The following is a 25477-nucleotide window of genomic DNA, read 5'->3' as shown; positions in this document are numbered from 1 at the left end:
CAAGCGCTGGAATTCAGAATCTGAAAAACGATTTAATTTCTGATATTTCATGAAATCTATATTGAGGCAGTTTTTACTTTCGCAAGAGGTCTAATATCTATATAAATTAAGACATTTAGTTGAAAATGCTTTTGCGAGATTAAAACATTTCCGTGCTATTGCAACTCGATTTGATAAACTGGCACGCAATTATAAATCTATGATTCGTATAGCCTGTATATTTATTTGGTGCAAAGCCAAATGAGGACACACCCTAGCTTTATTCGATCCGAATATTCAAAATGATGCCCTAATTCCCCATACTCATTATCAAATACCAACTTTAAACTTAAATCATTTCTTTTTTTGATCTCTATACAGTGTTCTTCAAACTCATTTAGCCTTTCATTATCATAAAGATCTATAGGATCTAAATTTTTTAGTAACTCCTTTTCCCACTCATCAATATCTGTCCTTTCTTTAATTTCAGAAATATATTTTTTTAATTGAATGATAACATTGCTAAATGAATTACTAAGAAATGAAAAAGCCATACTAAACCAATTTTTATAATTAAATAATGGTAATTTTCTTATAAATCAAAAACTAAAGCAATATCAATAATCATTAAACTATCTTTGATGGGATATTCATTCACACCTTTTTTACAATTCATCCATATAGAATTTTCAATGAAATTTTTATGATGTTTCTTTATCAGGAAGAAATTTAGGTAGGCATTCTGAACCTTTTTTCGTGTTCATCATCGATAAACATTTTAGGTCGTTCGTTTCCCTACAGGGAGTTTAATGAAACATTTTGAATGTGCCGTCTGCAAGCAACAGCTGTTTTTTTACAAATCAGTTTGTGATCACTGTCTGTCACCGATCGGTTATATCGCTTCGGAAAAAGAGCTATGCGCATTCGAAAAACAGAGTGCTGAGCGATGGGTTCCAATCGCCAAGAACTACCAACATGCCAGTTATAAACCCTGTCACAATTATGTAAATTATCAGGTATGCAACTGGATGATCCCCAGCGATGAAGACGAGGAATTTTGTGAATCCTGTCAGCTTACCCATGTCATTCCTGATTTGGAAAATTCCGAAAACCTGATTTACTGGTTTCGACTGGAAGAAGCCAAACGTCGATTCCTGTATTTGGCCCAGCGCATGAACATGATGCCACGCCCCAAAAAGTCTGAAGATGATCCATTTGGTCTGCGTTTTGATTTTCTCCTGCCCCAAGAAGATAAGCCTGTTTTAATTGGTCATGCCAATGGGGTCATTACCCTAAATGCAATTGAAGCCGATGTAGTTTATCGGGAAACTACACGTGTAAATATGGGTGAAAACTACCGGACTTTATTAGGTCATTTTCGCCATGAAAGCGGCCATTATTATTTTGCGCTCATGCAACATATGCATCCGGAATTGCTAGATGAATTCCGTCAGTATTTTGGCGATGAGCGGCAAGACTACAGCAAGGCACTTGAACGCCATTATAACGAAGGCGCACCAATCAACTGGCAGGAAAAGTATATCAGTGCTTATGCCACCGCCCATCCCTGGGAAGACTGGGCAGAAACCTGGGCACATTATCTGCATATGATGGAAACACTGGAAACTGCCTACTATGGTGGTATGCGTGTCGAAGGAAATGGCAGCTATCTGGCCAGTATGGATTTTAAAGAATGCCCGATTGGTGGACAGGATTTTGAACATATTCTGGAAAACTGGGTTACCTTGACCTTTAATCTGAATGCCTTAAACCGTTGTATGGGTCTGGAAGATGCCTACCCCTTCAAACTGAGCGAAGCAGTTAAAGACAAGTTACGATTTATTCACCGGCATGTGCTGGAAAAAGTTTTTAAATAATTTAAAAAGTAATTTTTATAGTAAAAATATAGATGGAATGGGATCAGCAAAGTCTGAAAATATGGATTTTATTGTGTATTTTAAAAATTAATATGATTTAAAGAATCCCTGCTCCTGGCAAACCAAGAGCAGAAAGTCTCCAATGAATCAGTATTGAGTTTGCTACCTGAATATACGATTTAGGATGTGCTTAAATCAGTTCCACAGCAATCGCAGTCGCTTCACCACCACCGATACATAAGGACGCAATCCCTTTCTTGCCGCCAGTACGTTTTAAGGCATGAATCAAGGTCACAATAATACGAGAGCCAGAAGAACCCAATGGATGACCAAGCGCACAAGCACCACCATTAATGTTCACTTTTGCTGGATCAAGTTTAAAGCCATCAATGGCTAACATAGTGACCATGGCGAACGCTTCGTTGATTTCCCAAAGGTCAACCTCCTGAGCATCCCAACCGGTTTTTTTCAGGACTTTTTCAATCGCACCAACAGGTGCAATAGTAAATTCTGACGGATGCTGCGAATGGCTGGCATAGGCCAGAATATTAGCTAGCGGTTTTAAGTTACGCTGTGCAGCAATTTCGCTCGAGGTGATCACCAATGCTGAAGCACCATCTGAAATTGAACTAGCATTTGCCGCAGTAATGGTGCCGTCTTTTTTGAACGCTGGACGCAGAGTTGGAATTTTATCAGCCTTGGCATTTAAAGGTTGCTCATCCTGCTCTACTATCACATCACCTTTACGGCTGCTGACAGTGACCGGCACGATTTCATCTTTAAAGAAGCCTTGCTGGACGGCGGTCACGGCTTTATTTAATGAGCCAATCGCATAGTCATCCTGCTGCTCACGCGTATAGCCTTTTTTATCCGCCATTTCCTGAGCCAAAATTCCCATCGACAGACCTGTTTCAGCATCTTCCAGACCTTCCTGGAACATGTGATCAATGACTTTGCCATGTCCCATGCGGAAACCGGCACGTGCCTTGTCCATTAAATAGGGTGCGTTTGACATCGACTCCATCCCGCCTGCAACCACAATCTCTGCTGAACCGGCCTTGATCGCATCTGCTGCCTGCATCACGGCTTTCATGCCTGAACCACAAATTTTATTGATGGTGGTCGCACCAGTTGAATCCGGTAGACCTGCCTGACGCATGGCCTGACGTGCCGGACCCTGTTTTAAACCGGCTGGCAGTACGCAGCCCATGATCACTTCATCAATATCATTGGCCGCCAATCCTGCACGTGCCACCACTTCTTTAATTGCCACAGCACCCAAATCCGGCGCGGTACAGCTTGACAATGAACCTTGAAAACCGCCCATCGCGGTACGTACTGCATCTACAATTACGATCATTTTAGTTTCATCCTTTTTCATCATTGTTATCAACCCTACATAGCCAAAGCGCTGTAGGGCTGGTCCTTCGCAATCATTGCGGGTTAAGCCTGTGCGGTAAAATAGTCTTCAGGCAACTGCATCACCAGTTCCGCACCGGCTTGAATACGTTGGATTCGTGCACTCAAATCCGGAAGTATTTTGGCCACATAATAGTTGGCCAGTACCAGTTTGTTCTGGAAGTAGCTGTCGTCTTTGGCTGCAGCGGCTTTGCTAATCCGCGCATACATATACACGAAACTTAGTAGCCCAACCGCATGTAAATAATCGACAGCAATCGCGTTGGCAAAATCAGGGTTCAGTTTAGACTGCTCGACGATGAATTTGGTGATATCTTCAAGTTGCTGGCAGGCTTCTAATGTCGCCGTTTTAATCGTCAATGAATCATCTAAATTTTGGGCAAATTCACGGATTTCAGCAATATATTCCGCGATATAAGCCCCATTACATTTGGTGGTTTTACGCCCAATCAGGTCAATCGCCTGCACGCCATTGGTGCCTTCATAAATCTGTGAAATACGCAGGTCACGAATACACTGTTCCATGCCCCATTCACGGATATAGCCATGACCACCGAAGCACATTTGCGCTTCCAGTGCAGAATCCAGTGCCTTGTCGGTCAAATAAGCTTTGGCGATTGGCGTTAACAGCGCCACACGGTCAGTCGCTTTACGCACCGCTTCAGGGTCGGTTGAGTATTTGGTAATATCCAGTTGTTGACCTACATACACCGCAAACGCACGTGAAGCTTCATTGTTAGCACGTACATTGAGCAGCATACGGCGTACATCGCCATGGACTAGAATTGAATCGGCTGGTTTTTCTGGAGATTTTGCACCAGTTGATGCACGGCCCTGTAAACGGTCCGTCGCATATTGTGCCGCATTCTGGTAGGCAAATTCTGCTGCACCAATGCCCTGAATTCCCATAGACAAACGTTCGTAGTTCATCATCACGAACATGCCGGCCAGACCTTCATTTTCATTGCCAACCATATAGCCCTTGGCGCCGTCAAAGTTCATGACGCAGGTCGCCGAGCCTTTAATTCCCATTTTATGTTCGATCGAACCGGCAGATACTGCATTACGCTCACCCACTGATCCATCTGCATTGACCAGGAATTTCGGCACAATAAACAGGGAAATACCACGTGAACCTGCTGGTGCATTCGGAGTTTTTGCCAGCACCAGATGAATGATATTTTCACTCAGATCATGCTCACCGCTGGTAATAAAAATTTTGGTGCCAGTAATATTATATGAACCATCTTCATTCGGTTCAGCTTTGGTCTTGATAATGCCAAGATCTGTGCCGGAATGTGGTTCAGTCAGACACATGGTGCCTGACCATTCACCCGTATAGAATTTTGGTAAATAGGTTTCTTTCTGTTCCTGTGAGGCGTGGTCATTGATCGCCATACCTGCACCCACAGTGAGTAGTGGATAAAGCATAAAAGATGGATTGGTGCTCCAGATCATTTCATCCGCCAGAACCGTGAGCATTTTCGGCATGTTTTGCCCACCCCATTCTTCAGGAGCACCCAAGCCCACCCAGCCACCTTCGGCAAACTGTCTGAACGCTTCTTTAAAACCTTTGGGTGTCTTCACCACACCATTGTTAAACTGAGCACCACCTTCTTCATCAGCAGGACGATTCAGGTCAAGAATGACATTTTTAGAAAATTTGGCCATCTCTTCCAGAATTGCATTTGCCGTCGCCATATCTAAATGTGCAAGATTTTCATTACCTTGCCAAAATTGTTCAGCATGGAATACATCATTTAAAATAAATTCCATGTCTTTTAACGGCGCATTATAAATCGGCATTTTTAAATTCCTTAAAGGGTGATACTCAATCCTGTTGCTAAGTATTTTCTAATTTTCATTAGAATCCAGGCGGGCGATTTTAAAATCGTGATATCCAATTCTTGCAGTATTAAATCTATATCTAGATTCATAAAGTTGCATTGAAAATCACGTCTTCATGTTCAGTATGATTGACTGAATACGCCAGCTTAATATTGATCTACTTTCCGTACTAAACCCTGATGAATATGGGCTTAAAACAGTCAAAGGATTTAGCTTGATGCGCTGAAACAATAAAATAATTATACTGAAAATGGAATTTTATTTAGCAAAGTTGATCTCTAGGGTTCAGTTTTCTTGACAATATTTCTGTCTGCTTAGCATCGCTATTTTTATTTGTCAGCAGTTGCTGCATAAATATACAAAATGAGATAAATATCACGACCTTAGTTTTATAGCCATCGCGTGCAAAATTGCATATTCTTGAAAGGTTCTTTTTCGAAAAGTATGGACCAAGAAGATGACGACTGTAAGACAGCAGAACTTCCTTCTTCGTAAAGAGAAGATCCTGAGCATGGCGGAAAGCCTGCTACTGGATAATAATCAGGACATTACCCTGAGTGAGCTGGCCAGTGAACTGGACATCGCAAAAGGAACCATCTACAAACATTTTAAAAGCAAGAACCAGTTATATTTAGAACTGATTATTCTGAATGAAAAAAGAATTCTAGAAATATCAAAAAAGCATAATAACGATATTAAAAATTATGTTTCACAATATATGCTCTATCACATGCTCAATTCAAACCGAACCATCCTGTTGCATGTCATTGAAGAGCGTTTAACCAATAACGAAAAAAATCTGAAAGAGTTATTTCAGGAGCTTTATCGTATTCGTGAAGAACGGATTATCCGGATTAAAGACATCACCCATGATTATCTGGTGGCTTTAGAAAGTGCCATGTCGATTCGCGATTATTTATCTTATATCTGGACAGTCACCTACGGCGCTTCGCTGTTATTAAATTCGACCAATTACCAAAAAGCGATTGGGTCACGTGAACGTCTGATTAAGCTGTACATTAATCAGGCGCTGATGACGCCAGATAAAATCTCATCGGTATGATCACTATAATAAAAAATGCCTGATTCGATCAGGCATTTTTTATTTGGCTGTATGAGTGCATAAGATCACTTTCGCAATCTAACTCGACAATGATCAGGCAGCCACAGGCGGGAAACCATCTTCGGTTAAAGCTGCAACAATCTCAGACTCACTGACTGTCGATTCAACTTCAACTAGCTTAGTCGCCACATCAATATTCACAGTGGCATTTTCATCCAGATCTTTAATCGTAGCCGTGACACTGCGCGCGCAGCCACCACAGGTCATGTTTTCAATACGAAATTTCATGTTTAGCTCCATAGGATTGGTTTAAAGTTTATGGGATTCGGCAGACTATATTTAATCTGAGCTGAACTGCCGATCAGGTCAGTGCTGCTCGGGGACGACACCCTGTTCAATCTGTTTTAAAATCTGGCAATCGGACTGTTCATTGCCAGCACATTGCTCAACAGATTGCTGTAAAATTAATAGCATATGCTGCATATCGGCAATTTTCTGTTGTAAAAACTGGATATGTTTTTGTGCCAGCTGTTTAACCTCGCTGCTCTGGCGTGAGCTGTTCAGCCACAGGCCGAGTAATTCTTTCATCTGCTCTGAAGAAAATCCAAGTTCACGTGCATGCTGAATAAAACTTAATGTTTTAATGTCCGCATCACTATAAATCCGATAACCTGTATCACTGCGTTTCGGAGCCGGCAACAAGCCGATTTCTTCATAATATCGGATCATTTTTGCAGAGATGCCGGACCGTTTTGCGGCCTGACCAATATTCATCATACTGACTCCTTAAACTGCACCGGTTGATAAGCTTTTAATCTCAAGGCATTACTAACCACAAACACAGAGGATAGTGCCATCGCGCCTGCGGCAAACATTGGTGATAACAGAATGCCCCAAAACGGATACAGTACACCTGCGGCAATCGGAATTAAGGCAATATTATAGACAAAGGCCCAAAACAGGTTCTGTTTGATATTGCGCATGGTCGCCTGACTCAAGCCGATGCCTGTCGCCACATGCTGTAAATTGCCTGACATCAACACCACATCGGCTGCTTCAATCGCGACATCAGTGCCGGTACCAATCGCCATACCGACATCGGCCTGTGCCAGTGCCGGCGCATCATTGATTCCATCCCCGACAAAAGTGAGCACGCCGTATTGCTGCTGGAGTTGTCGTACGGCATCGACTTTTTCATGCGGCAAGACTTCCGCAATCACCTGATCGATTTTCAGCTGTTTGGCAATCGCCTGCGCAGTATGCTGATTATCACCCGTAATCATCGCTACTTTGAGGCCTTGGTCATGCAAGGCCTGAATCGCGCTATAAGTAGTCGGTTTAATCGGGTCAGCGACAGCAATAATCGCAGCCAGCTTTTGATTAATCGCTACATATAAAGGACTGCGGCCCTGATCACCGAGCTTTTGTGCAGTAGCTCTAAACAGATCGACATTTAAGCCCAAGTCCTGCATCAGACGTTCTGCACCGATATGCAGCTGCTGACCAGCAACCTGTGCTTTTACCCCTGCACCAGTGATCGAATCAAAATCGGTCACTTCACTCAGTTCCAGTTCTTGCTCACGAGCAGCCTGCACAATGGCGTGGGCAATCGGATGTTCTGACTTGGCCTCCACTGAAGCCACCAGCTGTAATACAGCCTGCTGATTAAAATCTGCGGTGACTTCAAAGTCGGTCAGCAATGGTTTTCCTTCAGTCAAGGTTCCAGTTTTATCGAGCGCGACGACTTTGGTTTGCTGCAATAACTGTAAAGCTTCGCCCTTACGGAACAATACGCCCAGTTCTGCTGCACGGCCAGTTCCGACCATAATTGAGGTAGGAGTCGCTAGTCCCATCGCACATGGACAGGCAATAATCAGCACGGCGACTGCATTTACCAATGCGTAGGTCAGATTCGGCTCAGGCCCAAACAGGAACCACACCATAAAGGTCAAGGCCGCCAGTGCCATAACAGCCGGCACAAACCATAAAGTCACTTTATCGACCACGGCCTGAATCGGCAGTTTTGAGCCTTGTGCCTGTTCCACCATCTGAATAATCTGCGCCAGTACCGAATCCTGGCCGACCGCAGTAGCCTTGATTTGCAAGGTTCCGTTCTGGTTTACCGTACCGCCGACAACCTGATCACCAGCCTGTTTGGCCACAGGTAAAGGCTCACCGCTAATCATCGCTTCATCGATATAGCTTTGCCCGGCAACGACTTCACCATCGACGGCGACTTTTTCACCCGGACGAATTTCAATCAACATCCCTTGTTGCACATCGGAAATTGCCAGATCAACCCAGTAATCATTCTGTTGTACTCGAGCTGTTTTCGGTTGCAAGCCGACCAGATACTGAATTGCTTCCGAGGTTTTACCTTTGGCTTTAGCTTCCAGATAACGCCCCAGTAAAATCAGCGCGACAATGACGGCGGCCGCTTCAAAATACACATGCACGGTGGACTGCGGTAACAGCTGCGGAAAAAAGGTCGCAATACAGGAAAAGCCATAGGCAGCAATGGTTCCAACGGCCACCAGCGAGTTCATATCCGGTGCCAGACGTAATAATGCCGGAATCCCATGCTGATAAAAACGCCGTCCCGGAATAATCAGCACCAAAGTGGTCAGCACAAACTGTAGATACCAGCTGTTTTGGGTTCCCAACGTATGGGCAATAAAATGATGAAACGCCGGAATCAGGTGTGAGCCCATTTCCAGAATAAATACAGGCGCTGTCAGAATGACTGCAAGCCATAAATCTCGTTTCAGTTGTGCCGTTTCATTGGCTTTCTTTTCCTGAAAAGCATCATGGCTATCTGTCGACATATCCGTACCGGATTTTATGGTGGCCTGATAACCGGCTTTCTCCACCGCAGCAATCAAGGCCGGAATCTGGACATGCGAGGCTTTCACCCAGGCAGTTTCGGTGGCCAGATTGACCTGTGCTTCGTTGACACCTTCTACTTTCAATAAAGCTTTTTCAACCCGTGCCACACAGGATGCGCAAGTCATACCTTCAATCGTCAGTTCAATCCGGTCGCTCTGAATATCAAAACCGGCTTTTTGTACGGCTTGAGTCAGCTTGGACAATGGCACAGAATTGATCGCACTCACATGCGCCTTTTCAGTGGCCAGATTCACGTGTGCATCCAGCACGCCTTCCACTTTTTTTAGGGCTTTTTCTACGCGAGCCACACAGGATGCACAGGTCATGCCTTCAATGTTCAAATCAAACTGCTGCATCGGTACATCGAAACCGGATTTTTCAATTGCTTGAACCAGCGCAGCGGCAGCAATCGGCTGCTGACTTTTAATAAAAGCTTTTTCAGTCGATAGATTGACAGATGCCTCGACCACGCCTTCAATTTTTTTCAAGGCTTTTTCCACGCGAGCGACACAGGATGCACAGGTCATACCGCCAATCTGCACCTGCTGTTCATATAAGCGGTTGCTGTCTTGTTCTGCCATACCCATCTCCATGCCTCAACTCACTGTTGAGCTTATAGCTTAAACATTCCCATCATGGTAAGGTCAAGTCCTTCATCTGACTATTTTAAAAATGTAGCGTCCTACTGCCAGCAAAAAGAACTAAATAAAAAAAGATAAAAAAGCCCGAAGATGACTTCGGGCTTGTATGGCAGTATTTAAAATATAAAATGCATCAATGTTATTCAGCAGAAATATCTTCAAACAGGATCGAAGACAGGTAACGTTCACCACCGTCTGGCAAAATCACCACAATATTTTTACCGGCATTTTCAGGGCGAGCCGCCAATTGGGCTGCTGCTGCCATAGCCGCGCCACTTGAAATGCCGACCAGGATACCTTCCTGAGCCGCAGTTTTACGTGCCCACTCGACTGCATCTGCACTATTAATGGCAATCACTTCATCAACAAGGTCTAAATCCAAATTGCCCGGAATGAAGTTGGCACCAATCCCCTGAATTTTATGTGGTCCAGGTGTAATGTCTTCACCGCGTTTGGCCTGACCAATAATTGCAGACTCAGCGGGTTCCACCGCCACTGAATATAAAGGCTTATTTTTTACCTTTTCAAAGTAGCGTGAAATACCGGTAATGGTTCCACCCGTTCCAACACCTGCGACCAGAATATCGACATTTCCCGCAGTCGCTTCCCAGATTTCTGGGCCCGTGGTTTCTTCATGAATTTTAGGATTGGCCGGATTTTCAAACTGTTGTGGCAGGAAATATTGCTCAGGGTTTTCACTCAGCAGACGCTCAGCTTCTTCAATCGCGCCTTTCATGCCTTTGGCCGGATCAGTCAGTACCAGATTGGCACCCAATGCTTTCACCACCTTACGGCGTTCAATACTCATGCTTGAAGGCATGGTCAAAGTAATGTCATAACCTTTGGCTGCCGCAACAAAAGCCAATGCAATACCGGTATTGCCGCTGGTTGGCTCGACAATATGCATGCCGGGTTTGAGCTTGCCAGATTTTTCAGCATCATTAATCAACGCTGCACCTATACGACACTTGACTGAAAATGCCGGATTACGGCTTTCAATTTTCGCAAGTACCGTGGCCGGAGCGGAAATCACACGATTAATACGAACAAGCGGTGTATTTCCAATCGCGTCTGCATTATTACTATACACCGCTATACCTAAATTATTCGGTGTTGGAAAAGCTGAATCTGTACTCATGATGATATCCCTGATGTTATTGGTTCAAGTCGCTTAAACATCATACAAGCATTTTTTTGCTTTGTAGATGTTTGATGAAACTTGCACTTGATTGCACGAATGTGAACTAAAATACTTTCTGCACTATGCAATAAATTTATCTTATCTATCAATATTTAAAATATAATTTTAATTGATAATTCAATTCATTAAAAACCATAAAACTTAACTGTTTTTAGCAAGGTATTACGAGCTAAGACCCGTATAATTAACGGGCTGTAACTTTATAATGGACATATTGAATGAAAACCGATTTTGAAATCACGACTATGCGCGATTCAGCAGAACAGGTCGTTGGCATTTTAAAATCTCTGGCCAATACCGACCGTCTTCTCATTTTATGTCATCTGTCTCAAGCAGAACTGAATGTTTCAGAAATTGAGGAAATGACTGAGATTAAACAGCCGACACTTTCCCAGCAGCTCATGATGCTGCGTAAAAGCGATGTAGTAGATACCCGACGCGACGGCAAACAGATTTATTATTCAATTAAAGATCAAAATTTGATTGTGGTCTTAAATACCCTTTATCAATTGTATTGCGGCAATCCAGCTAAATAACGGATATTTCATTTCCTCAGTCAGCATAATGAGTTTCTTTAAACTCTTATTGAGGTCGTTTTACATCATTAAAATCACGATCATAGAACTTTAAAATAGAGTTTTTCAAATGATACGTGACTGGCCCAGATGTTTCATTTTAAACATGATTCATCAAGAATCTAGATCAGCTAAGACTTCTTAGCAGAATTTGTGCATAATATATCTATATTTGTGATTTAGACCTTTTTATGCCAAATTCCAAGTCTAAACTTCTGCATAGACTGCCTGCCTGGGCATGGTTAAGCTACTATACGCCGGTCAAATTTAAGTCCGATGTACTGGCTGCCCTGATTGTGGTGGCAATGCTGGTGCCTCAAGGGATGGCCTATGCCATGCTGGCAGGATTGCCGCCGATCATGGGCTTATATGCCAGCATCCTGCCGATGATCATTTATGCCCTGCTCGGTGGGAGTTCGACTTTATCGATTGGCCCGGTGGCCATCATTTCCATGATGACCTTTGCCACGCTTAATCCACTTTTTGAAGTCGGCTCACCGGTCTATATCGAAGCTGCGACCTTATTGGCACTGATGGTTGGCATTATTTCCCTGCTTTTAGGATTATTCCGTTTTGGTTTTCTGATCCAGTTGATCAGTCATCCGGTGATCCAAAGCTTTATTATTGCTTCTGCCTTATTGATTGCTTTTGGTCAATTCAAGTTTTTGGTCGATCTTCCCTTAAAAGCCAATAACATTCCGGAGTTTGCCAGCAGTCTGCTGCAATATTTCCCGCTGCTGCACGTGCCCAGCCTGATTTTCGGCCTGCTCTCTATCGTTCTGCTGATCTATCTGCCCAAGTTATTGAAATCTCAGGCGGTACAAAGCCGGCTTGGCTCTACAGATTTTTTAGTCCGTGCGGTGCCCCTGATTCTGGTGTGTCTCGGCATTGCAGCAATTGTATTTCTGGATTTAAAGCTTCAGGGCATTAAAACGGTCGGTGCAATTCCTTCCGGTTTTCCACCCTTATCTTTTCCACACTGGAACTGGGAACTGGTGATGACCTTGCTACCGGGTGCCAGCATGATCGCCATGATCAGTTTTGTGGAATCCTTGTCGATTGCTCAAGCGACAGCCTTACAGCAACGCAGTCATTTAAACAGTAATCAGGAACTGATCGCGCTCGGTCTGGCCAATATCAGTGCTGGCGTGAGTTCAGCTTTTCCGGTAACGGGCAGCCTGTCGCGGACGGTGGTGAACGCCGATGCCGGTGCTAAATCACCTATGGCCGGTGTTTTATCCTCGATTCTGATTATTTTCGTGAGCCTGTTCTTTACCGGATTTTTTGAAGATCTGCCGCTGACCATTCTGGCCGCGACGATTATTGTTTCCATCTGGAAGCTGGTTAATTTCCAGCCATTTTTTGATGCTTGGCGCTATTCCAAGGCAGATGGCCTTGCCATGTGGATTACCTTTCTCGGCGTGGTCCTGATTGATATTTCCACTGGTTTGATTATTGGGATCGTTTCGACCTTTGTGCTGATGCTATGGCGAATCAGCCGGCCGCATATTGCGGTTGTCGGTCTGGTCGAAGGAACCCAGCATTTTCGCAATATTCAGCGTCATCAGGTCAGTACCTCCGATCGGGTGCTGTCACTGCGGATTGATGAGAATCTGACGTTTCTGAATGCCAATAGCTTCAAAGGTTATCTGATCAATGAGATCAGCCTGAATGACCAGCTACAACATGTGATTATCAACTGTTCCAGCATCAGTGCGATTGATCTGAGTGCCTTGGAAATGCTGGAAGATTTAAATGCCGAACTGGCCAAACTGGATATTCGCCTGCATTTTGCCGAAGTCAAAGGTCCGGTTATGGACAAGCTGCAAGCTTCTAAATTGATGACGCATCTGAGCGGGCTCATTTATCTGACCCATTTTCAGGCGATTCAGGACCTGGCACCAGAGATCTTTGAGCAGCATAAAGATTATATGATTTAAAATAGCAGATATTTGAACTTATGGCCGGAGATTCCGACCGGTCATAAGTACCGTCTTTTCTGAATTTTCAAATATAATTTGAATTTATCTATTTAACTTTGATATTTATTTCATGAATACAATTTTAAAAGTGGTGATTTATTCATCATTTTAAGAAGTTTTTCTTCAATATAAGCAATGTTTTAAACCCGTTAAGTTTAGAATACATCAATAATATCAATATCTTGGTTTTTATATGAAAATATATTTTAAGCCTTGTTTAAATTAAGTATAAAATAGCGCAACTTTTTCCCAAATTTAGCCCTCGTAATTTTCACAAGGCAACCTTATGTTTTCTGCCCTTATGCGCATGAGCTTAGTCTCTCGAATCATCATCGCCATTATTTTAGGTGTGGGTGTGGCTGTGGTATTTCCCGAAGCTACCCCCTCATTAAGCCTATTGGGCGACCTGTTTATTAAAGCCTTGAAGTCTGTTGCACCGATTCTGGTTTTCATTTTAGTGTTAGCTTCTATCGCGAATTTTAAAGTGGGCCAATCCAACGCCGCCATCAAGCCGATTATGCTGATGTATGCGGTCGGTATGTTCCTTGCTGCGCTGAGCGCTGTGGTTTCAAGTGTTTTATTTCCAAGTACGCTATTCCTGGATATTGCTGCACAAGCTGACTTGCAGCCGCCTGGCAGTCTGGTGGAAATTCTGAAGAATTTGCTGCTCAGTTTTGTCGCCAACCCGGTTGTTGCAATTGCTGAAGCAAACTTTATTGGCATTCTGGCCTGGTCAGTAGCATTGGGCATTGCTTTCCGTCATGCATCGGATAGCACCAAGACGCTTTTGAATGATGCAGCCTTTGCAGTGAACTATGTGATTCGTTTAGTGATCAGCTTTGCACCTGTGGGTATTTTTGGTCTGGTTGCGGTGACTTTTGCTGAATCTGGTCTGGATACACTGACCAGTTATGCACATTTACTTGCTGTGTTGCTCGGAACGATGGCTTTTGTGGCACTGGTGATTAATCCGCTTCTGGTTGCCTTAATGACGCGTAACAACCCGTATCCACTGGTGTTCACCTGTTTGCGCGAAAGTGGCATTACCGCTTTCTTTACCCGTAGTTCGGCAGCCAACATTCCAGTCAATCTGGACTTGGCAAAACGTCTGGGCGTCAAGGAATCAACTTCAAGTATCGCAATTCCTTTGGGTGCTACGATCAACATGGCAGGTGCTTCTGTGACCATTACTGTATTGTCATTGGCGGCTGTAAATACTTTGGGGATTAGCGTCGATTTCAGCACTATGCTCATTCTTTCTGTGGTGGCAACCGTTTCGGCATGTGGCGCTTCAGGGGTTGCAGGCGGTTCATTGTTACTGATTCCAGTTGCATGTGGCCTGTTTGGTATTTCTTCGGATATCGCCATGCAAGTCGTTGCGATTGGTATGGTGATCAGCGTATTGCAGGACTCTACTGAAACTGCGCTAAACTCATCGACCGATGTTTTATTTACTACAGCAGTAGACCGCGCATCAAATTGATTTTATATTGATTAATCAATATGTTTAGCCAATGATGTTGTTATGCCATTACAGCGTTTACCTACCTGGGTACAATTAGGGGCGTTTTTTCTTGCGGTCAATGCCGGCATGATTAACGTCCTGGGTCTGGTGACGGTACTGCACCAGTCTGTTTCACATATGACCGGTAATGTCAGTATGCTGGCCATGGCCCTGCTGAACTGGCAACCAGAACAGATGTTGTATCTCTTTCTGGTCACACTCTGCTATGTCATTGGCTCATCCTATAGCGGGCTGATTCTTGGAAATAGTCACTTTCGCCTTGGGCAGCTTTATGGTTACCCTTTAAGCCTGGTGGCTATTTTTATTTTGATCTGCTGGTTATTATTGCCCTATTTCCCGCGCTACGCCTTGTTATGGGCCTGCGTTGCCATGGGTGTGCAAAATGCCATGGTCAGCCACTATAAAGGCGCCATTATTCGCACCACGCATTTATCTGGCGTACTGACAGACCTCGGCTTGGCGGTGGGCTACCGTTTACGCGGTTTAGAGGTAGAATCACGACGCGTGGTTCTGCATCTGCTTATTTTACTCGGTTTTTTAAGCGGTGGCATTCTTGCCAGCTGGCTATATCCTTATTTAAAATTAAATGCATTCCTGATCCCGGCAGTGCTGAGTCTGATTCTCAGTCTCACGTATTGGGTGATTTATTTACGTTATCGACATCAACACGACTAATATCTGGACATTCTCATGGTTAAAAATGCATTGCAGGCACAATTGTTAAAGGCAGGATTGGTCGACAATAAAAAAGCCAAAAAACTGTCTAAACAGGCTGTGCATGAAAAACGCACCGGTGACAGTACCGAGGCTGAAATCAAGGCCAAGATTGAACAAGACAAACAGCAAAAAATGGCCAAAGATCAGGCAATTGAGCAAGAGAAAAAAGCAGCATTGCAGGAAAAAGAGCTGAAAGCCGCGATCATGCAAATGATTAATCAGCACAAAATCCGTGATACAGACGGCGATGCGGTATATCAGTTTATTGATGACAGCAAAATCAAAAAGGTCTATTTAAACCAGCAGATCTATAATGCACTGGTGGCAGGCAGTCTGGTGATTGCACGTGAAAATGACAGCTATGCTTTCTTGCCTAAAGCTCTGGCAGATCGTATCAATACGAAAATGCAGGGCTTTATCATTGTGAATAATTCAGAGAAAAATGAAGAAACCACTGATGAAGAAGATCCATATGCAGCTTATGTTATTCCTGATGATTTGATGTGGTAAGCATCGCGATATCATTACTGAAATATCGAAGATCAGAAACCGGCGAATTCGCCGGTTTTTTATTCGTATGTGCTGTTATTTAATAATTCACATCAACAAATATGTTTTAAAAAGTTATCCAATATTAAAAAATCTGATCCAAAACTATAAACTTGATCTAAATTTTTGATTGAAGAGAAAGATCGTTTGGAACAGTTTAATTTTATTCGGAATATTCAAGAATGGGCAGATCAGTACCCATGGCTGGAAATGCTATCTTCACTGAGTATTGTGATTTTACTGGCGATTCTTGCCAATCTATTTGCCAAGCAAATTGTGGTACGCGGAATACGTCAACTGATTTCCAGAATGCCTTTTGCCAATAATCAGATTTTTGCTGAACATAGCGTGATTCGCCGGATTGCGAATATTGTTCCGGCAGTCGTGATCATGAACGGGATTACCACGGTACCGCATTTATCTGACAAGGTTGAATCCTTTGTGCAAATGGGTGCACAGGCTTTTATCTTCCTGACGATTGCCCTGGCTCTGGGTGAATTACTGAATATTTTTAACCTGGTCTATCAGCGTAATCCCAAATCACGTAACAAACCGATTAAAGGCTATTTGCAGCTGGTCAAGCTGATTATCTTTATTGTCTGTGGCCTGATGATTCTCGGCACTTTCCTGAAAAAGGATGTCTTTACCTTGCTGGCTGGCTTCGGTGCCATGGCCGCGGTGTTGATGCTGGTCTTTCAAAATACCATTTTGTCGCTGGTGGCTTCAGTTCAGATTTCATCCTATGACATGGTGCGTATTGGCGACTGGATCGAAATGCCCTCGCTGAATGCGGACGGCGATGTCATTGATATGTCATTACATACCATTACGGTACAGAATTTTGATAAAACAGTGACCACGATTCCCACCAATAAACTGGTAACGGATACCTTTAAAAACTGGCGTGGTATGCAGGAAGCCGGTGCGCGCCGGATCAAGCGCTCGATTCATATTGATCAAAGCAGCGTGCATTTTATGTCGGCTGAAGAACAGAACAAGCTGAAAAATTTTATTCTGTTGGATCAATACTTAAATACCAAATCAGAAGAGCTGGAACAATTTAACATGCAACTGAGCCATCATTCGCAATATAACCAGCGCCGTCTTACCAACTTAGGAACCTTTCGTGCTTATGTAGAGTTTTATCTGCAACAGCATTCGGGCATTAGTAAAAACCATTCCCTGATGGTGCGCCAATTGCAGCCAACCAGTGAAGGTTTACCGTTAGAGATTTATGCCTTCACCAATACCACTGCCTGGGTGGAGTATGAAAATATCCAGTCGGATATCATGGATCATCTGCTGGCGATTATTCCGGAATTTGGTTTAAAGGTCTATCAAGCGCCTTCAGGTCTTGATTTAAAGGAAGCATTTACTCAACCATCTTCCATTATTACTTAAACACAAGTCATCCAATTCCAAGCCTGAAATGCTGCTGCATTTCAGGCTTTTTTATTTCATGAGATGTTTAAATCCTGACTGGCATAAATCTGGCTTTAGTTTAATTTTTATAATCTAAGTTTTAATTGAGTGATTCATTTTGTGGCAATTTCACCCAATTACGGGCTTAAAAAAACAGAATCCTTTATAATTCCCGAAAAGCAAAATGCATGATAAGAGTACGATAATGTTTCGATGGCTTGAAAGACTGGTTGACCCCTATCCCACCAAAAATCTGAACCAACCTTTACCAACCAAGTTTTTTCCATTTGTCTGGCAGGCAGCCTATGGAGTCCGCCGTTATTTACTGATTCTGGTGCTATGTACCGCCGGTGCTGCCAGCTTCGAAGCTTTCCTGTATTCAAAAATTGGCGAGCTGGTAAACTGGCTCAGTAAAAGCCAGCCCGATACTTTTCTGGAACAGCATGCCAGCAATTTAACCTTGCTGAGTATTGTTCTGCTGGCCAATATTTTCTTCGCCAGCGCGCAGTCCCTGATCAAGCATCAGATTCTGTATAGCAACTTCCCGATGCGTTTACGCTGGCGCTTTCATAACCTGCTGATGAAACAAAGCCTGGATTTTTTCCACAATGATTTTGCCGGACGCTTATCGGCCAAGGTCATGCAAACGGCGCTGGCAGTACGCGAGTTCTGGGTGATTCTGGGTGACATACTGGCTTATGTGCTGATTTATTTCATCACCATCAATATTGTTTTAGGTGCAATTTCACCTTTGCTGATCATTCCATTGATGGTCTGGCTAGCCTTGTTTATCTGTGCAGCGTGTTACTTCATTCCGCGTTTGAGCAAAATTTCCAATGCCCAGGCGGATGCCCGTGCGGTCATGACTGGCCGTATTACGGATGCCTATACCAATATCCAGACCGTGAAGCTGTTTGCTCATGCCGGCCGCGAAAGCCAGTATGCCAAGACTTCGATGAAGGAATTTATGGTAACGGTATATAAACAGATGCGTCTGGGTGCTCAATACGAAATCAGTATTTTACTGCTGAGTGTAGTGTTATATGGCGGCGTACTGGGTACCGCGATCTGGCTGTGGATGGAAGGTCAGGCCGAGCTGGGAATTATTGCTGCAACTACAGCAATGGTACTGAAACTGAATAGTATTGCCGAATTTATGATGTGGCAGACCTCTGCCCTGTTTGAAAATGTAGGTACCATTCAGGATGGTATGAAAACTTTAGGCCGCAAAATTGCCATTGAAGATAAACCGGGTGCTAAAGAGCTACAGCTCAATCATGGTGAAATCAAATTCGAAAATGTCAGCTTTGCCTATAATGATAAAAACGTGATTGATCAGTTTAATCTGACCATTCGCCCGGGTGAAAAAATTGGTATTGTCGGCCGTTCAGGTGCGGGGAAATCTACCCTGATTCAACTGTTGCTGCACTTTTATCATATCAACCAGGGTCGTATCTTGATTGATGGCCAGGATATTGATGATGTCACTCAAGACAGTTTGCGCAAGAACATTGCATTAGTGACTCAAGATACTTCACTGCTGCATCGCACTGTCGCGGAAAACATTAAATATGGTCGTCCGGATGCAACTGATGAAGAAATGTTTGAAGCTGTGCGTAAAGCCAAAGCGGAAGAGTTTATTCCTAATTTGACTGATTTGCGTGGCAAAAAAGGCTATGAAGCTTATGTGGGTGAACGTGGCGTGAAACTTTCCGGCGGACAGCGTCAGCGAATTGCAATTGCACGTGTATTCCTGAAAGATGCGCCGATTCTGATTCTGGATGAAGCCACCAGTGCATTGGATTCTGAGGTTGAAGCAGCCATTCAGAACAGTCTGGACGACTTAATGCAAGGTAAAACCGTGATTGCCATTGCGCATCGTCTGTCTACCATTGCCCAGATGGATCGTCTGATTGTGCTGGATCAGGGTCGAATCGCCGAGCAAGGCACGCATGATGAACTGGTGGCATTAAATGGTATCTATGCCCAGCTTTGGCAGCGTCAAACTGGTGGCATGCTGATCGAGCAACAAATCAAAGCATCAAAAGATCATGAATAATATGATCTCTAGAAGATTTCAAAACTTCTAAGGATTTGCTCGTCCTTAATATTGAACAGGTCTGGGACAAAAGAAAACTTTGCCCAGACCTTTCTTTTTAAAATCTTCTCTACAGATGAACAGCAAGTTGCCATCTATCTGGTATTTTAATGAAATAACATAACTCTCTAGTTCTGAAAGCTCTCTGAAGAAGTCCTATTCAATGATTAATAAAAACTAGACCAATCGTCCTGTCCTGAGCAAACAGATGCTGGGATGCGACTTGTTCAATAAAATAATTTTAATTTCATCAATAAAATTATGTGGTTTAAATTGATTTTAATGCTGAATTCAGGCTAATCTGCCAATGGCAGAGTCACAATCGCCAAAATTTTGTCCAACAATTTTAATGAAAAATTTGGCGGCTTCATGCCAATATCTATTTATAAATAAAAAAATTTGAATGAGTGCAACGGATCGCGCATGAAAACAATTGCTCCACGCCAAGACCAAGGAATTCCAGGTGTTTACGGTCTCCTGCTTCTCGATGTCATTTCCCGCTGGGGTTATAATAATGAGTCGCTTTTCCAACCTTTTGGCCTGACCAGTGAACAGTTGGCAGATCCTGATTTTCGTATTCCAACCCCTGTCGCCAACGAACTGGTCAAATATGCCCTGAAACTGACCGGAGAGCCGACCTTGGGTTATCATCTCGGCACACAGATGCGGATCTCGATTCATGGCTTTATCGGCTATGCGATTATGACGGCGAATAATATTACTGATGCGCTGGTACTGGCGAACCGATTTATTCAACTCCGTTTACCTTTCCTGCAACTATTTTTCTCAACCTTTGGTGCCAAAGCCACGGTACAGTTGCAAACCGATATTCAGCTTGAACCTCTGCGCACCGAAATTTCAATTGCTTTAATGATTGGTCTGATCAGTATGGCCAAAGCCATTACAGGCGTTACTGATGCGACAGGAGAAATCGATTTTGATTTTAAAAAACCGGAAGGTTTTGAACGTTTTATGGCGAAGTTTCCCACCCATCAGTTCCGTTTTGAACAGCCGCATTTAATTCTGAGCTTTGATAAAAGCTACCTGATGAACAAGCTGGTACATGCCGACCCAATTGCCAGCCAAATTGCGATTAACCAGTGTGAAACAGAACTTTCTGCCTTGGGTGAACGGCACCGGATTGCCATGCGTGTCCGGGACATTTTGACCCATGCCGAGCAGCATTATCTGAGTATTGAAAGTGTGGCGGACCGCTTGCACATGTCTGACCGCACCTTAAAACGTCAACTCGCTGCTGAAGGTACCTCCTTTTCTACCCTGGTCGATGAAGTGCGTTACCGGCATGCCACCTCATTATTGTCCCGGACAGATTTTACCCTGGAACAGATTGCCGATGAACTGGGTTATAGTGATGTGGCCAATTTTAGCCGGGCGTTTAAACGCTGGAGTGGCCGCAGCCCGAGCAACTGGCGCAAAGATCCTTATTTATAAAGGAGCATAAGCCTTTTGTTTTTCTTAAAAAGAATGTATAAAACATGTCAAAAATGATCTTAAAATTTTTAAGGAGTTATCAATGAATCATCCTTCAGAATTAAAGTACGCAAGTACGCATGAATGGGTACGCATTGAAGGTGATCTTGTTGTGACCGGTATTTCCGACCATGCACAGGATGCGTTAGGTGATTTAGTGTATGTAGAAGCGCCTGACTTGAATCAGCATATCACTGCAGGTGAGCAAGCTGGGGTGGTTGAATCTGTCAAAACTGCTTCCGATATTCATGCGCCGGTGTCTGGCGTGGTGGTTGAAATCAATCCTGATCTTGAAGATGATCCTGATTTCATTAATGATGACCCATATGGCAAAGGCTGGATCTATAAAATCAAGCCGGACAATATGGCAGATGTCGAAAAGCTGCTTTCCAATACAGAATATGAAGCTGGCCTCTAAGTCGATTTAAATTTAGAAAATCAGCCTCCGGGCTGATTTTTTTATTAAAGATCAATCGTTGTATTTCCCAGTTCAAATTAAATTTCATGTATTTATCATGAAATATCATTGTATTTTTCACTTATTTTTCCTAAAGTCTTGATCATATTCACTTCGCTCCTGAATAGGTCGCACTTATTTATAACAATAATTTCCCATGCTGAGCCCAGCATCTTACAGCATATCATTTTAGGAAAATCATGAACGCCAATGCAGCGCCATTATGGACCAAGTCATTTACCCTTTGTCTGGCCAACAACCTGTTTTTATTTATTTTCTATTTTGCGCAAACCACAATTTCGCCAATATACATCTTAAAAGAATTAGGCGGCAACCTGACCCAGGCAGGTCTGGCCATGACCTTGTTTATGGTCTCTGCCATTGCAGTGCGACCTTTTAGCGGTTTAATTATCGAAAAATTCGGGGTACGCAAGACTCTGATTATTTCAGAAGTGTTCTTTAGCCTATTTTCACTTACTTATCTGCTGGCAGATCAGCTCACGATTCTGTTTATCATCCGTTTCTTACATGGCATCTGGTTCAGTATTTTGACCACAGTTTGCGTACCTGTCGTGAACCAGTTTATTCCGGAGCAGCGTAAAGGCGAAGGCATGGGCTATTTTGTCATGTCTGTAAATCTGGGAATTGTCTTGGGGCCATTGATTGGTCTGAGCCTGATGGAATACTGGTCTTATTTTCAGGTCAGTACGCTATTAATCGCCTTAGTTTTTATCGGATTTACCTTCTGTTTTCTGATTCCGGTCAAAGAACCTGAAAAAATAATTGAAAATTCCAACAAGAAAACATCGCTTGAGTTGACAGATTTTGTAGAAAAAACGGTATTACCTGTCGCGGTATTGGCCATGCTGATTTCTTTTTCTTATGCGAGCATCATGTCTTTTATCGCCCCCTTCGCAGCCAGCAAGAATTTAATGGCCTATGCCGGTTTATTCTTTGTGGTTTTTGCGATTTCCATGATGAGCTTACGGCCGATCACCGGAAAAATTTATGATCGTAAAGGCCCGCAATATGTGATTTATCCGGCATTGGTGGCTTTTAGTCTGGGCCTGTTTTTACTCAGCCAGATTCAGACCCTATGGGGATTTATGCTAGCTGCAGTCATGGTTGGCGTGGGCTTTGGCAGTGTGCAGCCGTGTATTCAAACTTTGGCAATTCAACGTGCGCCCAAGCATCGAATTGGCTATGCAACCTCAACTTTTTATACTTTTTATGATCTGGGTATTGCCATCGGTTCATTGCTGATTGGTGCGATCATTGCAGCTTATAGTTATCAGTTTGCTTTTCTACTGTGTGGTATTTTAACCTTAAGCAGTATTGTTTATTTTAAGCTGATGGTACAACGCAAAACCGTCTAATTTTATGGATTGAATTGAATAATAAATAAGATCAATAAGAACAGGCAGAAAATTCTGCCTGTGATTTTTTGAGTAAATGTTTATTCTGACACCGAAGTATTCTCTGCTTCTTTCTCATCCGCTTTTGGATCTTGCATCATGGTGAATTGGGTTGCTTCACTAGCTGGTGCAGTACTGTCCTGACGATTGCTTTTCAGCTTGATCTGCAGGCGTAACTCATTGGTAGAATCGGCATTACGCAAAGCTTCTTCATAAGAAATTTCACCCTGGTTATACAGATCAAATAAAGCCTGGTCAAAGGTCTGCATGCCCAGTTCACGGGATTTCGCCATAATTGCTTTCAGCTCATGGAATTCACCTTTCAGAATCAAGTCTGAAATAAGTGGTGTATTTAACATGATTTCAATCGCTGCACGACGGCCCTTACCATCCTGAGTACGGATTAAACGCTGTGAAATAATTGCCTTCATATTGGAGGACAAATCCATCAATAACTGATTCCGGCGTTCTTCCGGGAAGAAGTTAATAATCCGGTCCAAAGTCTGGTTGGCATTATTAGAATGCAATGTTCCCAAACACAAATGACCAGTTTCCGCAAAGGCAATCGCGTGTTCCATGGTTTCAGTATCGCGAATTTCCCCGATCAGAATTACATCTGGCGCCTGACGCAAGGTATTTTTCAGCGCGTTGTGCCAAGAATGGCAGTCCACTCCGACTTCACGATGAGTAATCATGGATTTTTTATGCTTGTGCACATATTCCACTGGATCTTCTACAGTGATGATATGCCCGGCCGAATTTTCATTACGGTAGTCAATCATCGCCGCGAGTGAAGTTGATTTACCTGAACCCGTTCCACCGACCACCAGCACCAGTCCGCGTTTTTCCATAATCACATGTTTCAGGGATTCAGGCAGTTTCAGCTTCTGGAAATTTGGAATTTCTGCAGTAATGGTACGAATCACCATACCAACATTGAGTTGTTGCTGGAACACATTGACCCGGAAACGGGAAACGCCCGGCACAGTGATGGCAAAGTTACACTCAAGGTCAGTTTCAAATTCTTTACGCTGTTTATCATTCATCAGGCTGTAGGCAAACAGCTTGGTTTTTTCAGCCGTGAGTTCCTGCTGTCCAAAAGGTTTCATTAAGCCTTGATGTTTAATACTCGGTGGAAAATCAGCCGTAATAAATAAATCCGAACCGCCATATTCCACCACCTTGGTCAGCATGTGATGCATGAATTTTTTTGCTTCGTCCAATAATTCTGCCGTGAACATCTTTTCCCCCCAGAAATGCACAACTGCACAAATCTCAATCTTAGATTTATGCCAAAATATTTTGATTTCATTGTGCAGCGTTTTTTAAAAAGCCTCAAACACATTTGATTTATAAAGAAAATATTTTAAAGTTTTTATGTGATTTACTTCAATAAAAATGAAATTAACCTGCAATATGTACGCTTTTTTTTAAAGCAACTCTGCTCAAAAAGAAGATTGTCATTTAAATGGTAAAACTCTATCAGACGACTCATTATTTGTCCTTTACGACATATAGAGTATTATTTTTCTTTCCTTATGATTACCAACTTCCCTATTTTTTATGTACCAATTTCGGTTCTATCACATGTAATAATGACTTATGAAAAATAGGACAATGTTTATAAAAATTGAACAAAACCGTGGAATATTATTTAAATATTGAGCGTGGAACGTGATAGATCATTAAAAAAGCCCAGGCACAGATGCTTGGGCTTTTAAGTCAATATAAGATATTGTTATTAAAAGAAAAAATTCTTAATTTCGAATAACGTGTATTATATTAATTTTAGAAAATCTTAATCTTTAGCTAACATAATCATCAGTTGATATCACTTGAGCATATGCAAATTCAAAAGCGGCCATTAATGTTGCATGAACATGGCCCGCAGGTACTTTAACGCCATTAAATTCAAGGTCTAGTGTTGCACAAGCATCATGAATCACTTTTACCTTATAACCAAAATCAGAAGCAGCACGAACAGCAGCATCAACACACATATGGCTCATAGCACCAATCACGACTAACACAGTCACTTGATTGCTATCTAAAATTTCTTTGAGATTCGTATTTAAGAACGCATTGATGTGATTTTTAATGATTACAGATTCATCTTCTTGCGGCTTAACTGTGTCCTGAAATTCAATACCATTTGAGCTAGGTTCAAATATAGGAGATTTAGCATCAGCAATATGTTGGACATGAATCACTTGAGTACCCAGTTGACGAGCCTTCGCAATTACTTTCACTGCATTAGCAGCAGCTTGTTCAATATTTACCAATGGTAATTTACCTGTAGGTAGATATTCATTTTGTAAGTCGATAAGTAATA

General features: G+C 42.9%; 21 protein-coding genes and 1 pseudogene. 13 read left to right on the top strand and 9 right to left on the bottom strand.

The genetic code is table 11. The features are described from left to right. Nucleotides 1-97: 97 nt before the first annotated feature. Nucleotides 98-244, top strand: a pseudogene (locus ACIG3F_RS13935) (IS5/IS1182 family transposase); the annotation flags it as partial. On the opposite strand, the gene ACIG3F_RS13930 reads toward ACIG3F_RS13935, so the two are convergent. Beyond that, nucleotides 222-533: a hypothetical protein gene (locus ACIG3F_RS13930; protein ID WP_396470321.1), complete on the bottom strand. Its 312-nt coding sequence runs from the start codon at nucleotides 531-533 to the stop codon at nucleotides 222-224. The pseudogene ACIG3F_RS13935 and the gene ACIG3F_RS13930 overlap by 23 nt on opposite strands. Nucleotides 534-788: 255 nt before the next feature. On the opposite strand from ACIG3F_RS13930, the gene ACIG3F_RS13925 reads away from it, so the two are divergent. Next, complete coding sequence (locus ACIG3F_RS13925; RefSeq protein ID WP_004731123.1) at nucleotides 789-1856, top strand: putative zinc-binding metallopeptidase; 1068 nt, start codon at nucleotides 789-791, stop codon at nucleotides 1854-1856. A 190-nt stretch (nucleotides 1857-2046) separates the two neighbouring features. On the opposite strand, the gene ACIG3F_RS13920 is transcribed toward ACIG3F_RS13925, so the two are convergent. Then, on the bottom strand, nucleotides 2047-3216 hold the full coding sequence (locus ACIG3F_RS13920; protein WP_004280402.1) for a thiolase family protein: 1170 nt from the start codon (nucleotides 3214-3216) through the stop codon (nucleotides 2047-2049). 83 nt (nucleotides 3217-3299) lie between these two features. Then, nucleotides 3300-5081 (bottom strand): acyl-CoA dehydrogenase C-terminal domain-containing protein, encoded by a 1782-nt coding sequence (locus ACIG3F_RS13915; protein WP_396470320.1) that lies wholly within the window; start codon nucleotides 5079-5081, stop codon nucleotides 3300-3302. 499 nt (nucleotides 5082-5580) lie between these two features. Here ACIG3F_RS13915 and ACIG3F_RS13910 point away from each other — a divergent pair, with 499 nt between their 5' ends. After that, nucleotides 5581-6186 (top strand): TetR/AcrR family transcriptional regulator, encoded by a 606-nt coding sequence (locus ACIG3F_RS13910; protein ID WP_004280405.1) that lies wholly within the window; start codon nucleotides 5581-5583, stop codon nucleotides 6184-6186. Between the two features lie 93 nt (nucleotides 6187-6279). On the opposite strand, the gene ACIG3F_RS13905 is transcribed toward ACIG3F_RS13910, so the two are convergent. The 4 genes from ACIG3F_RS13905 to cysK form a co-directional block, all read right to left on the bottom strand. Then, entirely contained in the window at nucleotides 6280-6474 is a 195-nt protein-coding gene (locus tag ACIG3F_RS13905; RefSeq protein ID WP_005100179.1) for a heavy-metal-associated domain-containing protein, read from the bottom strand. Between the two features lie 78 nt (nucleotides 6475-6552). Then, complete coding sequence (gene cueR, locus ACIG3F_RS13900) at nucleotides 6553-6963, bottom strand: Cu(I)-responsive transcriptional regulator (protein ID WP_004731129.1); 411 nt, start codon at nucleotides 6961-6963, stop codon at nucleotides 6553-6555. Further along, nucleotides 6960-9659, bottom strand: a complete 2700-nt coding sequence (locus ACIG3F_RS13895; protein ID WP_396470322.1) for a heavy metal translocating P-type ATPase — start codon at nucleotides 9657-9659, stop codon at nucleotides 6960-6962. Before ACIG3F_RS13895 ends, cueR begins: the two co-directional genes overlap by 4 nt. Before the next feature lie 193 nt (nucleotides 9660-9852). Then, nucleotides 9853-10851, bottom strand: coding sequence for a cysteine synthase A (cysK, locus tag ACIG3F_RS13890; RefSeq protein WP_396470318.1), 999 nt, complete (start codon nucleotides 10849-10851; stop codon nucleotides 9853-9855). A 281-nt stretch (nucleotides 10852-11132) separates the two neighbouring features. Here cysK and ACIG3F_RS13885 point away from each other — a divergent pair, with 281 nt between their 5' ends. The 10 genes from ACIG3F_RS13885 (at nucleotide 11133) to ACIG3F_RS13840 (ending at nucleotide 23106) form a co-directional block, all read left to right on the top strand. Continuing rightward, nucleotides 11133-11450 carry an ArsR/SmtB family transcription factor gene (locus ACIG3F_RS13885; RefSeq protein ID WP_396470317.1) on the top strand — a complete coding sequence of 106 codons (318 nt, stop codon included), beginning with the start codon at nucleotides 11133-11135 and terminating at the stop codon, nucleotides 11448-11450. 230 nt (nucleotides 11451-11680) lie between these two features. Further along, a complete protein-coding gene (locus ACIG3F_RS13880; protein ID WP_396470316.1) occupies nucleotides 11681-13429 on the top strand; it encodes a SulP family inorganic anion transporter in 1749 nt (582 codons plus the stop codon). Nucleotides 13430-13757: 328 nt separating this feature from the next. Then, nucleotides 13758-14954 carry a serine/threonine transporter SstT gene (gene sstT, locus ACIG3F_RS13875; RefSeq protein WP_396470315.1) on the top strand — a complete coding sequence of 399 codons (1197 nt, stop codon included), beginning with the start codon at nucleotides 13758-13760 and terminating at the stop codon, nucleotides 14952-14954. Nucleotides 14955-14996: 42 nt separating this feature from the next. After that, nucleotides 14997-15671: a YoaK family protein gene (locus tag ACIG3F_RS13870; protein ID WP_396470314.1), complete on the top strand. Its 675-nt coding sequence runs from the start codon at nucleotides 14997-14999 to the stop codon at nucleotides 15669-15671. A gap of 15 nt (nucleotides 15672-15686) precedes the next feature. After that, complete coding sequence (locus ACIG3F_RS13865; protein ID WP_396470313.1) at nucleotides 15687-16223, top strand: DUF2058 domain-containing protein; 537 nt, start codon at nucleotides 15687-15689, stop codon at nucleotides 16221-16223. Nucleotides 16224-16388: 165 nt separating this feature from the next. After that, nucleotides 16389-17663 (top strand): mechanosensitive ion channel family protein, encoded by a 1275-nt coding sequence (locus ACIG3F_RS13860; RefSeq protein WP_396470312.1) that lies wholly within the window; start codon nucleotides 16389-16391, stop codon nucleotides 17661-17663. 226 nt (nucleotides 17664-17889) lie between these two features. Next, a complete protein-coding gene (locus tag ACIG3F_RS13855; RefSeq protein ID WP_396470311.1) occupies nucleotides 17890-19743 on the top strand; it encodes an ABC transporter ATP-binding protein in 1854 nt (617 codons plus the stop codon). Between the two features lie 462 nt (nucleotides 19744-20205). Then, entirely contained in the window at nucleotides 20206-21234 is a 1029-nt protein-coding gene (locus tag ACIG3F_RS13850) for an AraC family transcriptional regulator (RefSeq protein WP_004731146.1), read from the top strand. An 82-nt stretch (nucleotides 21235-21316) separates the two neighbouring features. Further along, nucleotides 21317-21691 (top strand): glycine cleavage system protein GcvH, encoded by a 375-nt coding sequence (gene gcvH / locus ACIG3F_RS13845; RefSeq protein ID WP_396470309.1) that lies wholly within the window; start codon nucleotides 21317-21319, stop codon nucleotides 21689-21691. Nucleotides 21692-21930: 239 nt separating this feature from the next. After that, a complete protein-coding gene (locus tag ACIG3F_RS13840; RefSeq protein ID WP_396470308.1) occupies nucleotides 21931-23106 on the top strand; it encodes an MFS transporter in 1176 nt (391 codons plus the stop codon). Between the two features lie 80 nt (nucleotides 23107-23186). On the opposite strand, the gene ACIG3F_RS13835 is transcribed toward ACIG3F_RS13840, so the two are convergent. Together ACIG3F_RS13835 and ACIG3F_RS13830 are read right to left on the bottom strand one after the other, a co-directional pair. After that, the gene (locus tag ACIG3F_RS13835; RefSeq protein ID WP_313390262.1) at nucleotides 23187-24386 is read right to left on the bottom strand and encodes a PilT/PilU family type 4a pilus ATPase; all 1200 of its coding nucleotides are present in this window, start codon (nucleotides 24384-24386) and stop codon (nucleotides 23187-23189) included. A gap of 564 nt (nucleotides 24387-24950) precedes the next feature. Next, nucleotides 24951-25477, bottom strand: a 527-nt coding sequence (locus tag ACIG3F_RS13830) for a cysteine hydrolase family protein (RefSeq protein ID WP_396470307.1), incomplete at its 5' end; no start/stop codon positions are given.

It is taken from the genome of Acinetobacter sp. NPDC052428 (assembly GCF_044547685.1).
Classification (GTDB): Bacteria; Pseudomonadota; Gammaproteobacteria; order Pseudomonadales; family Moraxellaceae; genus Acinetobacter; species Acinetobacter lwoffii_G.
The sequence above is the reverse complement of the archived record's forward strand: the minus strand, read 5'-3'. Positions and strand labels throughout refer to the sequence as shown.